Raw genomic sequence first — 12,601 nt, forward strand, 5'->3', positions numbered from 1 at the left:
ATTATCTTGCCTTGAAATAGCTTAGCAGTTTTTTTACGTAATTTTCATCAACTCTAGAGTGAATTACTCCAGCACCAGATTTTGAGAATGTAGTTTTAAAATAATCTACATTTTCTTTATGGTTGATTTCGTAATCTAGTCTTACTCTTTTAGAATTTGTGTTCACATACATCAACTCATTTGTTTCTGCATCAAGCATTTGAACCAATCCTATATTTGGAATACTTTCTTCACGTTGGTCAAAAACTCTGACTCCTGTAATGTCGTGTTTTTTTGAGACTATTTTCAAAGTAGATTCATAATCTTTAACCATGAAATCTGAAATTACAAAAACAATTGCTTTTTTCTTCATGATGCTTGATAAGAATTTCAACGCTTGCGATAAATCGGTTTTCTTGCTTTTTGGTTGAAATTTAATTAATTCTCTAATAATTCTCAACACATGTGATTTTCCTTTTTTTGGTGGAATGAACAATTCAATTTCATCTGAAAACAAAATCAACCCAATTTTATCATTGTTGTTTGTGGCAGAGAAAGCTAATGTTGCACCGATTTCGGCAATGATTTCACTTTTCAATTGATTTTTAGTTCCAAAACTTTCAGAACCTGAACAATCAACCATCAGCATCATGTTTAGTTCTCGTTCTTCTTCAAAAACTTTTACGTAAGGTTCGTTATATTTTGCCGTAACATTCCAATCAATACTTCTAACATCATCTCCAAACTGGTATTGTCGAACTTCAGAAAATGTCATTCCACGACCTTTAAAAGATGTGTGATATTCACCCGAAAAGATATGATCACTCAATCGTCGGGTTTTGATTTCTATTTTACGTACTTTTTTAATTATTTCTTTTGTGTCCATTTTTTTAGTGATTAGTGAATAGTGAATAGTGAGTAGTAACAAACAAAGGCTATTACTAATTACTAGTTCCTAATTACTACTATGGTACTTCAACTTCGTTTACAATTTTATTGATGATATCAACAGAAGTTACATTTTCAGCTTCAGCTTCATACGTAATTCCGATTCTGTGTCGTAATACATCGTGAACAACTGCACGAACATCTTCAGGAATTACATAACCTCTTCGTTTGATAAAGGCATAACATTTGGAAGCCATAGCTAAATTGATGCTTCCACGAGGAGAAGCTCCAAAGCTGATTAAAGGTTTAAGACTTTCTAATTTATATTTTTCTGGATAACGTGTTGCGAAAATAATATCTAAAATATATTTCTCAATTTTCTCATCCATGTAAACCTCTTTCACAGCTTCTTGAGCTCTTTTGATTTGTTCTACAGAAACTACTGCATTGATTTTTTCAAAACTTCCCATTAGACTTTGTTTCATCACAATTCGCTCTTCTTCCATTTTTGGATAATCAATAACGGTTTTAAGCATGAAACGGTCCACTTGAGCTTCTGGCAAAGGATAAGTTCCTTCTTGCTCTACTGGATTTTGAGTTGCTAAAACAAAAAATGGTTTGTCTAACTTGAAAGTAGTATCACCAATGGTTACTTGTTTTTCCTGCATCGCTTCAAGTAAAGCCGATTGTACTTTTGCTGGAGCACGGTTAATTTCATCTGCTAAAACGAAATTGGCAAAAATTGGCCCTTTCTTAATTGAAAAAGCATTATCTTTCATGTTGTAAATCATTGTTCCCACAACATCAGCTGGTAACAAATCTGGTGTAAACTGAATTCTACTAAAACTTCCTTCAACAGCTTGAGCCAAAGTATTTATGGCTAATGTTTTTGCTAAACCAGGAACACCCTCTAACAAAATATGTCCTTGACCTAAAAGTCCAATTAACAATCGCTCTACCATGTGCTTTTGCCCTACAATAGTTTTATTTATTTCCATTGTAAGTAAATCAATAAAAGCACTTTCTCTTTCAATCTTTTCATTAATGGCTCTAATGTCCAAAGTCATTGTGTTTTCTTCCATTTTATTCTTAATTTAGTACCAATATTACAGTATTTAAATATGCTATTAATTTTAACATTTCAAAATTGTAATTTTTTTTAGTTTTTTGTTGTTAACATTGCGTTAAAAATAATGCGAAATATACTGATTTGGCAATCATTTGTGATATTGTTTCATACTTTTAAGAAAAAATTTTAAAATTTACTACTTATGGCTTTACCGCTTTCTCCAATTGTAGCTGGAGTAATGAATTGGGGAGTTTGGGATAAGAACCTAAAAACCCAAGAAATGATTACATTAATTAATGCTTTTTTAAATCAAAATATAACTTCTTTTGACCATGCAGATATTTATGGAGGTTATACTACAGAAGCTGATTTTGGAAAGGCTTTATCTCAATCTGAAATAGACAGAAAATCAATACAACTTATCTCAAAATGTGGTATTAAATTACTCTCAAATGAAAGAGATTATAAAATAAAACATTATGATTATTCTGCTGAATATATCATTTGGAGTGCTGAAAATTCATTGAAAAATTTACAAACCGATTATTTGGATTTATTCTTATTGCACAGGCCAAGTCCTTTGCTTCAACCTGAAGAAGTTGCAAAAGCAATTGATCAATTAAAATCACAAGGAAAAATTTTATCATTTGGAGTTTCTAATTTCACAAATTCACAAACTGAATTATTGCTAAAAGCTGTTCCGGTTGAATACAATCAAATTCAATTTTCTGCTACCAATTTTGATGCTATGTTGGATGGAAGTTTAGATTTTATGCAAAGTCATAACATAAAACCTATGGCTTGGAATCCTTTAGGTTCAGTTTTTAAAGAAGATTCTAAACAAACTAGAAGATTAAAAAAAATTTTAACTGATTTAGTCATTAAATATGAAGTTTCTTCTGATTTATTGTTGCTTTCATGGGTTTTGCAGCATCCTTCTAACATTATTCCAGTTGTAGGAACAACTAATATTACTCGAATTCCACAACTAAATAATGCCAAAAAAATCAAATTAGATTTAGAAGATTGGTTTGCTATTTGGACCGAAAGTCAAGGAAATGAAGTGCCATAAATGCTGACTGAAAACTATAAAACATGATTAATAAACGCTTACTTGTAAAAAACTTATTGGCTCACAATGATGAGAACAGTTTTTATGATAAAAAGCGTCAGTTGAATTTACATACTAAAGAAGGAAAAGCTAAATTTTTAAAACATATTTGTGCTTTATCCAATTCAAATCCAACGAATACTTCTTTTATTGTAGTTGGTGTTGAAGATGAAACCAATGAGATTGTTGGTGATGATTTTTTTGATGATAGTCGCATTCAAAATTTGGTAAATGCTTATTTAGAAAATCCACCAAAAATTCAATATGAAAATGTTCCTTTTCCAAATTTACCACCAGATAAAGTTGTAGGTTTAGTAAGCATTAAACCTAATGGAAAAGTATCTAAATTCAAGAAAAATATTCATACAATTTTGGCCAATTCCACTTTTATTCGAGTGGGAAGTAACACAATGCCAACAGAAGAGAAAGTTGCTTTCTCAAAAATAAATACTGAAACTGTAATAAGTATTGAAAATAATTCAAGAAATAGTATTGAACATACTTTGGAAAGTGTTTTAGATTTCATCAACAATACACATAAGGATTTACCTTCTGAATATAAGGTTTTCAAAGAGCTTTTTGTAGTTTGTTGGGCCGGAAATAAAAAGAGAGTAAAAGACACAATTTATTATTCGAGAGTTGATATTGAATTGGTTAATGAACAAGTAAAGCTATTTTATTCGGCTTTAGATGAAATTAGCATATCTTATGATAATGAATCGTTTACAATTACTGAATATGTCAAATTAGGCTTAAATGACAAAACGAGTTATTATCCTTTAGAAAAATTAAAAATTACTTTTTTTGATAATGGTTATTATAAAATGGATATCGAATTTTTATTTGAACCACCACAATACAATCGAAACATGTTGCATCATATTTACAATGCAACTTTGGCTTTAATTCAAAAAATGACGAAAGGAAATTCACTTAATTATCAAGATAAAAAAGATGTGGAAAATATTCCTTCTGTTTTAATGATTTGTTATTTGAATGACTTTAAAGAAGCTAAACAAAAATTAATTGATGCAAAATTAGTTTTAAAACAATATGAAAATCCCGAAGTTTACATTGCTTTTAAAGAGGCTTTAAGAGTTTTGAGAAAAATGAAATACAATTCTAATATTTAATAATAATTGCTGATAAAAAACTATAAACACCTAAAAAACTTGAAATTACAGATAATATAATTAATATTTTTTTGTTTTTATTCCAAAACAAATAGGCTGCAAATAAATAAAACAATGCACTAATTATTGAAGCAATCTCAGGTCTAGTTTCAAAAAGAGGTCTTATTAAATAGGGATATTGTTCAGAATACTTTATTAAGTAAGCCTCATAGTTAATAAACGCTAAGTCTTCATTTTTATTCCAAAACAACATCCAATCAATTGTCTTTACTAATGCAATTGAAAACAATAAAGTTGCTATAAAAATCTTTTTTTTCATTCTTAATATTCATTTAGACCATAGAGTATTTCTTTCATTTTTGTTCCATTTATTTCAACAGGTTTGTAAGCTATGTTGAACTTATCAATTGCAACATCAACATCATCTTTTAACTTCTTGTATTCAATTGGTAACTTACTTTCGCATTGCTTTTCATTTTCATAGCTATTTAAAATAATACTAAATTTTTGATAAAATTTTTCTCCTTCATTTATAAAAGCATTATATTGATTAATAAATAAAATCAACCTATCAATTGGAAATTCAAGTTCAACTTGCATTTTAAACTTTTTTGTTCCCTCAGCTTTTTTCATTTTTTCTATATACGTTTCTAAATTATTATTGACAGTATCCCAATCATCTTGATTTCTACATTCTGGTAATGAAGCAAAATAACTGATTGGCTTTGTAAATTCTCTAAATAAAGTTTCAATATCAGTTTTTATGTTTTGGTTTGATGCTTGTAAATAAGCTGTTTCAAAATAAATTGTATTCAAATCATTATGCATTCTTAAAGTAAAATCTAAAATACATTCGATTTTTTCTAATTCTTTTTCTTTTTCTTCTGAAGATAAACTACTAGAACTAAACAAATTAATAAATGTTTGCGTAACTGAAGCAAAAGTATTTGTTCCAAGAACTGATGTAAGATTAAATCCTAACTTTTTATCTCTTTTTTCTTTAACCAAATCTTTCATTTTAGTAAACTCTGGATATTGATTTGGATTAGATATTTTATTAATTTCAGAAAATGTTCTTACAGAAGCAAAATGATGATCTAAGCTCAAAACTTTTTCGTATAGTAATTTTATTATTTGAAGACCTTTAATATATCTAATCTTTGATATATCTGTAACATTATCATTTTTTAATTGTTCTAATTGCTTATTTAGTCTTTCCTTTAACAATAAATAATTTACTTTTTGCTCAATTGTACTAGAAGATATATTAAACTTATTATCTACTAGTTTAATTTGAAGTATAACTGCATCAATCTTTAAATCATAAACCTTTTGAACAAAAATCATTTCTTGAATCATTTGTTCAATAATTACATTAGGATCATCATCTTTTGCATAGCTATTTCCAAAACAACATATACAAAAAATAAATATATAGATCTTTAAAGTTTTCATGACTTAATTATTTTCTACAAGTGTAAAAGTTATTATCACTTTTTCATCTGTTATTAATGTTGGATAACTCCCTTTTTTTAAAAGTTTGAACTTTGAATCAATTCCTAATTGAATTAATAATTCATCGTCTATTAAAATGTCTTCTTGTTGAATAAATAGTGGATTTTCATCTTTTTTTAATAGAGAAAGTCTTTTACCTGCTAAAAAAAGTTCTTCTTCTTTTGTAATTTGATTTCGATCTATTTCTAGTTTGAAAACGTCTTTATCAACTAATAATAATTTTCTTCCTAGTTGACTCCTATTAAGAGTGTCATTTGGATAGTCGCATTGACCAAAACCCCCAAAACAATCTCTCATAATACCATAATTTGTAGTTATTTTCTCGGTCTGAGCTGAAGTAATTAATGCAATTAAAATAAAAAATATTGTTGCTGTTATTTTCATCATTATAGAAATCTTTAATTATTATTTAAAATTTGGTCTTACATTATTTTAGCTTTATATTATTGCTCGGATATTAAATTGTATTTTAAAATTATTATTAAAAAAACATTACATTTTAAAAGATTCCTTAATTTCATTTTCATCTTCTTCATTTAAATCCCATGATTTTTGTAAATCATAATTTATTAAATAATAATTTACTTTTACATTATTATTTTTTGCTTCATCTAAAATTCTAATCCATTCAAATGCTTTATCTTCATTAACTTTTCCAATAAATGAAGCCCACGATATTAAAACAGTTACTTCATTCAGATCAATTTTTTCGTTTTTTGTGTTAGTCAGTAAGGGGATTATTTCACTGATGTTTTTGGTTTTATCACCCTCTATAGATGAGAAATTATTTAGTTCAGCTATAAACTCATCTACCTTTGCATTACAATCACTTGCTGTTTTTTTATACGTAACAAACTCTCCATTTTTATTGAAAAAATAAGCATCTGGTATAGATGAATACTTGGATGTGATTGCTTGTTTGTAGCTTTCCCAGTCTTTAAAAAAAAAACTATTTTGCTGAATTTTATATTTTAATAAAAAACTATTCAAATCAGATTCTGTAGCAAAATAAGGATTTTTAATTCCGTATTTTAGTTTTGCTAAAGATTGGCAGTTAATTAGAAAAACTATGAACAATGTATATATAATAAATCTTTTCATGGTAAAAAAATTAAAAGAACGGCCATAAATTTATAACCGTTCTTTATGTTATGATTAAAACTTAAGGGTATAATTTCCGTCATTGTTTTTATTAGCAGTATATTTACCTGCTTTTAATGTATATCCTTTTTGTATTTCTAATTTTTCGCAAACATTATCTGAAAGAACATAGTCTTCTTCAATAATGACAGCTGATCCATTAAAAGTCTGCTTAATTATATTCATGCCCTTTTCTCCAAAAGAAACATCTACCCCTCCCATACCATTGCTTACAGCCTGAAAAATATCTTCTAAATCAAGAGAAATATCAACTTTACAAACCCCAAAACCCTTACAACCTTTTGATTTTCTACCAAAATCTATTGATATTGTAATAGGAATTTTAGGTTTTTCTGTTAATTCTGACTCAATAGAAGTTTCACTTTCTAAATTTAAACAAGGAGTTGAATTTCCAACAAAACTAAACATAACAATAGCGATTAAGCCGAATACTAATTTTTTCATAATAATAGTGTTTTTAAATTTTAATTAAATAAATTTTGTTTTACATAAATTTCAAATTGATTCTGCAGTAATTTGATGTTGTAAAACTACTATTATGAAAAAAGGTGTAGTTGTGGTTTTTCCGTAAAAAATGTTAAAGTTATATAAAACCCAATTTTCTTGCTTCCTTTATAATGTCCTCATCTGAGCCCTTATCAATACAAAAATAATCTTTAATTTGTACTTTCCTTTTTTCAATGGCACTATGCGAAAGGTTTATATATTCTGGCATACTCTTAGTTCTTATTCCTTGTGCTAATAAAGTAATGATTTCTCTATTTATGGTATCTAAGTAATCTTCTCTCGACAAAAGTTCTTTAATACTTTTTATAACTGTTTCACTATGGTATTTTTGATTATTGACAACTTTTTCAAAAGCATTTAATAATTCGTCACCACTAAAATCACTTTTAACTAATAACCCATTTGGATTTATTTTTTTTACTATATTATAAAGTATAAATGCTTCTGCATGAGAAGTAAGCATCATAATTTTAGAATTTGGTAATTGTTCTTGAACTAATAAAGCCAAATCTTCACCAGAATTAATTTTTTTATCATGATAAGGAGGTAGACTTCTGTCTAAAAAAACCATATCAAACTTTATAGGATTTGTTTTGTCCGTTATTATATGATAAGCTTCTTCACAAGAATTTGCTAATGTAGGTTCGATTTCTAATCCTTGATTATTAAATTCTAAAACTACTTTATAACCTTCTAATTGAGTAGGATGATCATCAACCATTAATATTTTGAAAGCCATTTTGTGCTATTTTTAGGATATAAATGTAGAAAACTATAATGGAATTATCAAATTTATTACTGTTCCTTCATTCTTGTTTGATTTGATATTAAATTTTCCTTTTATACTTTCTATTCTTTCTTTCATATTCTTCAATCCTATTCCGTTTTTTGGTTTATTTACATCAAAACCTTTTCCATCATCTTTTATTTCAATATCAATTTCATTATTTTTTTGTTTCATACTAATTTTTACAATTTTAGCATCTGCATATTTGTCAATATTTAAAAGTGCTTCTTGCAAAACTCTATAAATTTGCATTTTAATATTACTCTCTAATGATTCCCAGTCAATATTTTCATCTATAAATAACTTAAAATCTATTGTGCTGTGATTTTCTATAGATGTAAATATGTTTTTTACAATTGAAATAAAATTAACATTGTCTGAAAAAATATCTTTATTTAAATCATGAGCAATATTTCGTATTTCTTTTTCAATTTGTTGAATATCATCAATATGATTTAAACATTTATTTATGGTTTCTTGATCATTTCTTTTACTTAAAACAAATAAGTTTAAACGAATACTAGTAAGTTTACCCATAACTCCATCATGAAGTTCTTTTGATATTCTTTGTTTTTCAATTTGTTTTCCTTCTTCTATTTTTTTCTGTTCATCTAGCATTAACTCAAAAATAACAGCATTGGATTTTTCTTGTTCTTTAATATATTCCAGCTCTTTATTTTTATTCTTTTGTATTCTTAAATTATAATAAAATAATAAAAATAAAATAAAAAATAAACTCAAAATAATTATTATCCATCTTTGAGAAGAAACTTTATTTTTATCAACTTCAATTATATCTTTTTCTTTAATGATTTCATCCGTTTCAAAAGCAATTCTAGAAAATTTATCTCTTGTTTTTCGCTCAACTTCAATTAGACTATCATTAAGAAATACAATTCTTTTTAAATGGTAATTTTTATTAGGCTCAGCTTTAGCTAAAAAATGCAATGCCTTTAATTCATCATCAACTAAATTTGCTTTATTTGAATTTGAAATTACAGTTTCAAAATAGTTAATAGCTTTTATTGTGTCTTTAATAAACAAATAATATTTCCCTAAATGTAAATTTGAAGTGTTTTGTATTGGTTTAAATTGAAGACTATCTCCAATTTTTAAAGTTTCTTGAAATTCTTTAAAAGAAGTTTTATCACCTAATTGTAATTTAGCATATCCATAATAATTTTTTAAATAGGCTTGAGTTTTTATATCAATAGTATTGAAATTTTTTATTGATATTCCTTTTTTTGCAAACAAAAACATTTTATTATAATCTTCCATTTGCATATAGGTATTACAATAATTTATGTATACCTGTGCTTTTAGTGTAGAGTATAAAACATCTTCTGACAAATTAATTAATCCATTTTCTGCTTTTAAAAAATAATCAAGAGCTTCACTATAGTTTTTTAAACCTAATTGGTTTAAACCTATTAATGTAAAACAGTCATATTCAATTCTAAATTCTTGTATTTGGTTTGCAATTCTTAAAGCTTTAGTAATGTATATATCAGATTCTAAGTAATTATTTCTAAAATGAAGAACATTTCCTATATTTCTATAAATATTTAGCTTTAAATCTTCTTTGGTTTTAATATTTATAAATTTATTTGCTTTTTGATAATAATAATAACTACTATCAATATTGAATAATGAATAATAGTGATAATCTCCTAAATAGTTATAACTTTTTGAAATAGATGTTGAGTCATTATCAAAAATAGCTTCTTTATTTATTTTTTGTGATATTTGTTTATATCTATCTAATTGATTTAAATTAAAAAATCTATTAGCTAATTTAAATTGATAATATCTATAAAGAGTGTCATTTTTATGACTAATTAATAAAAAAGATACACTATCAGTAAAAGCTAAACGGGTTTTTTTATCTAAAAAATCATCGTTTGCTTTTACTAAAAATGTATCAATTTTTTTATATTTCTGAAAATTAATATCATTCTTAGGTTTTTCACAATTAAGAAATAATATAACAACTAAAAATATTAATAAGATATTTAAAAATTTCATTGATTATTAGCTATAAACAAATCTAATAAAATTATTAGATAAACTAATAGTTAATCTTTTTTTATTGGAGGTAATGGATCTCCTTCATTACCTCCTTCTGCAATTGAATCACCTTCTTTCATAAACGAATTCTCAATTATTAAATTTTCATGCATATCAAAGCTATTTAATTTTTTTTGATTAGGTTTTTGATTATCTAATTCATCGACTGAACAAGATGTTAACGTTAAAGAAGTTAATACTACTAAAAGTCCAAGTGTATAATAAATAGTTTTCATAATTTTACATTTTAAATTAAGCATAGATTTATTTTGTAGACAGATTACTCTGCAATTATTAATTGAAAAAAAAATTAGGAATTCATTGTACCTGTATCAATACAAATCAAAATTAAATACTAAAAGACTTGTTAAATTGTGGTTTTTCATCAAAAAATGTTAAATCATTAACTTTATAACAATATAAAAATGAATAGAAAATTAGTAATTGGAGACATTCACGGAGGCTTAAAAGCTTTAAAACAAGTTTTAGAAAGAGTCAATGTTTCTAAAAATGATACTTTAATATTTTTAGGAGATTATGTAGATGGCTGGAGTGAATCTCCTCAAGTTTTAGATTTTTTAATAACCTTAAAACAAAGACAAAAATGTATATTTATTAGAGGAAATCATGATGATTTATTAATGAGTTATCTCAAAACTAATACTTTTAGCGAAGAATGGTTCAATCATGGTGGAAAATCAACAGTTGACAGTTATGAAGAAATAGATTTACAAACCAAACAAACACATATCAGTTTTTTAGAATCATTAGAACCCTATTATCTTGATGATGAAAACAAGTTGTTTATTCATGCAGGTTTTACCAATTTAAAGGGTGTTGATTTTGAGTATTTTAAACCTTTATTTTATTGGGACAGAACTTTGTGGGAAATGGCTTTGGCTTTAGATGAAAAGATTTCTTTTAAAAGCGAATTGTATCCGAATAGATTAAAATTATATAAAGAAATTTACATTGGTCATACTCCAACTACAAAAATCAATAAAACTATCCCAATCAACAAAGCTTGTGTTTGGAACATTGATTCTGGAGCTGCTTTTACTGGACCATTAACCATTTTAGACGTTGAAACGAAAGAATATTGGCAAAGTGATGCTTTACCTAGTTTGTATCCTAATGAAAAGGGTAGAAATTAAATATAACTTGTTATCTTTGTAGGGTATTTATTTAAATAGAAAACAGATGAAAAAAATTATTACACTTATTATTGTTTTAGTAGCATTTACATCAAACGCTCAAGTTTTTAAAGGTAAAGGAGATACTAAATTTCAAGTTGGTGCTAATATGCAAGAAAATGGAACAGGAATTCATGTTACTACAGACTTTGGTTTAGGTGAAAATATGTCTTTTGGATTTGCAGCAGTTTATTTACTAAATGCTGAAAGAATTAATGATGTAAAACCTGATTTTGAAGACAGAGCAGATATTAAGATTCGTTTTAATGCAAACATTGGAAACGTACTAAACATTAGCGATGCTGTTGACATTTATCCAGGATTAAGTTTAGGCACAAGAAACTTTGGTGGTCATGTTGGTATTCGTTATTTCTTTACTGATGGATTTGGGGTTTATTCTGAAGCAGGTTTTCCAATTGCTAGCTATAAAACTGATTTAGTTGGTTTTGATAAATACAACAATCAATTTACATTTAATATTGGAGCAAGTTTCAATTTACAATAACTAATAATGAGTATAGTTACAGAAAAGAGGTTAAAAGACAGAAGTGGTTCTGTTTGTGAAATTAGTGGCACTGATGAAAATTTAGTAGTCTATTTAGTTGAACCCAAAACAGAAGATATTCCAGAAAATTGTGTTTTAATTTCTCAAAAATTAAAAGATCAAATTGAAAATCCGGAAACTACTGATCCAAATGATTGGAGAGGTTTAAGCGATAGTATGTGGAATGAAAATTTACCTGTTCAAATTGTTTCATGGAGAATGCATGCTCGATTAAAAAACATAGATATGTTAGACATGATGTATCTGGATGAAGATGCATTAGAGTGGGCAAAAGCAACAGGTGAAGCTGATGATGAAGAAAAAATTATCCATAAAGACAGTAATGGCAATATTCTTAACGATGGTGATTCTGTGGTTTTAATCAAAGATTTAGATGTAAAAGGAGCAAATTTCACAGCAAAACGTGGAGCCGCTGTTCATAATATTAAATTAGTTTGGGATAATGCTGAACATATAGAAGGCAGAGTTGAAAACCAACATATAGTTATTTTAACACAATATGTAAAGAAGACCAAATAAGTTTTATTTATCACATAAAAAAATCCCTAACTCTTTTTGAATTAGGGATTTTTTATTGGTTGGTTGGGTTGGTTAATTTTTGTTTGTTTATTTCTTATTTCTTAACG

15 protein-coding genes are annotated in these 12,601 nt (G+C 26.6%); 5 read left to right on the forward strand and 10 right to left on the reverse strand.

The annotated features are described in order from the left end of the window. Position 1: 1 nt before the first annotated feature. Together ACFO3U_RS05205 and ACFO3U_RS05210 are read right to left on the reverse strand one after the other, a co-directional pair. Positions 2-865, reverse strand: coding sequence for a DUF58 domain-containing protein (locus tag ACFO3U_RS05205; RefSeq protein WP_379738752.1), 864 nt, complete (start codon positions 863-865; stop codon positions 2-4). A gap of 79 nt (positions 866-944) precedes the next feature. Beyond that, on the reverse strand, positions 945-1,949 hold the full coding sequence (locus ACFO3U_RS05210; RefSeq protein ID WP_338377832.1) for an AAA family ATPase: 1,005 nt from the start codon (positions 1,947-1,949) through the stop codon (positions 945-947). A 189-nt stretch (positions 1,950-2,138) separates the two neighbouring features. Here ACFO3U_RS05210 and ACFO3U_RS05215 point away from each other — a divergent pair, with 189 nt between their 5' ends. Both ACFO3U_RS05215 and ACFO3U_RS05220 read left to right on the forward strand, forming a co-directional pair. Continuing rightward, positions 2,139-3,008: an aldo/keto reductase gene (locus ACFO3U_RS05215; protein WP_379738756.1), complete on the forward strand. Its 870-nt coding sequence runs from the start codon at positions 2,139-2,141 to the stop codon at positions 3,006-3,008. A 23-nt stretch (positions 3,009-3,031) separates the two neighbouring features. After that, positions 3,032-4,180 (forward strand): ATP-binding protein, encoded by a 1,149-nt coding sequence (locus ACFO3U_RS05220; RefSeq protein ID WP_379738760.1) that lies wholly within the window; start codon positions 3,032-3,034, stop codon positions 4,178-4,180. Here the strand turns inward: ACFO3U_RS05220 and ACFO3U_RS05225 are convergent. The 8 genes from ACFO3U_RS05225 to ACFO3U_RS05260 all read right to left on the reverse strand — a co-directional run bounded on the left by ACFO3U_RS05225 (position 4,170) and on the right by ACFO3U_RS05260 (position 10,453). Further along, a complete protein-coding gene (locus tag ACFO3U_RS05225) occupies positions 4,170-4,499 on the reverse strand; it encodes a hypothetical protein (protein WP_379738763.1) in 330 nt (109 codons plus the stop codon). The genes ACFO3U_RS05220 and ACFO3U_RS05225 overlap by 11 nt on opposite strands. Before the next feature lie 2 nt (positions 4,500-4,501). Further along, positions 4,502-5,635 (reverse strand): hypothetical protein, encoded by a 1,134-nt coding sequence (locus ACFO3U_RS05230; protein WP_379738766.1) that lies wholly within the window; start codon positions 5,633-5,635, stop codon positions 4,502-4,504. A gap of 3 nt (positions 5,636-5,638) precedes the next feature. Then, positions 5,639-6,082 (reverse strand): hypothetical protein, encoded by a 444-nt coding sequence (locus tag ACFO3U_RS05235; RefSeq protein WP_379738769.1) that lies wholly within the window; start codon positions 6,080-6,082, stop codon positions 5,639-5,641. Positions 6,083-6,187: 105 nt separating this feature from the next. After that, positions 6,188-6,796, reverse strand: coding sequence for a hypothetical protein (locus tag ACFO3U_RS05240; RefSeq protein WP_379738772.1), 609 nt, complete (start codon positions 6,794-6,796; stop codon positions 6,188-6,190). 54 nt (positions 6,797-6,850) lie between these two features. Further along, entirely contained in the window at positions 6,851-7,300 is a 450-nt protein-coding gene (locus ACFO3U_RS05245; protein ID WP_379738775.1) for a hypothetical protein, read from the reverse strand. 139 nt (positions 7,301-7,439) lie between these two features. Continuing rightward, on the reverse strand, positions 7,440-8,102 hold the full coding sequence (locus tag ACFO3U_RS05250) for a response regulator (RefSeq protein ID WP_379738778.1): 663 nt from the start codon (positions 8,100-8,102) through the stop codon (positions 7,440-7,442). Positions 8,103-8,135: 33 nt separating this feature from the next. After that, a complete protein-coding gene (locus tag ACFO3U_RS05255) occupies positions 8,136-10,175 on the reverse strand; it encodes an ATP-binding protein (RefSeq protein ID WP_379738781.1) in 2,040 nt (679 codons plus the stop codon). A 50-nt stretch (positions 10,176-10,225) separates the two neighbouring features. Continuing rightward, on the reverse strand, positions 10,226-10,453 hold the full coding sequence (locus ACFO3U_RS05260; RefSeq protein ID WP_379738784.1) for a hypothetical protein: 228 nt from the start codon (positions 10,451-10,453) through the stop codon (positions 10,226-10,228). A 189-nt stretch (positions 10,454-10,642) separates the two neighbouring features. On the opposite strand from ACFO3U_RS05260, the gene ACFO3U_RS05265 reads away from it, so the two are divergent. From ACFO3U_RS05265 to ACFO3U_RS05275, 3 genes are read left to right on the forward strand one after another with little or no spacing between them, the layout of a single operon-like run. Further along, positions 10,643-11,371 carry a metallophosphoesterase family protein gene (locus ACFO3U_RS05265; protein ID WP_379738787.1) on the forward strand — a complete coding sequence of 243 codons (729 nt, stop codon included), beginning with the start codon at positions 10,643-10,645 and terminating at the stop codon, positions 11,369-11,371. Between the two features lie 46 nt (positions 11,372-11,417). Then, positions 11,418-11,915: a DUF6646 family protein gene (locus ACFO3U_RS05270; RefSeq protein ID WP_379738790.1), complete on the forward strand. Its 498-nt coding sequence runs from the start codon at positions 11,418-11,420 to the stop codon at positions 11,913-11,915. Between the two features lie 6 nt (positions 11,916-11,921). Then, complete coding sequence (locus ACFO3U_RS05275) at positions 11,922-12,494, forward strand: PhnA domain-containing protein (protein WP_379738793.1); 573 nt, start codon at positions 11,922-11,924, stop codon at positions 12,492-12,494. Positions 12,495-12,601: the final 107 nt, after the last annotated feature.

It is taken from the genome of Flavobacterium ponti, from assembly GCF_042652765.1.
Lineage (GTDB): Bacteria > Bacteroidota > Bacteroidia > Flavobacteriales > Flavobacteriaceae > Flavobacterium > Flavobacterium ponti.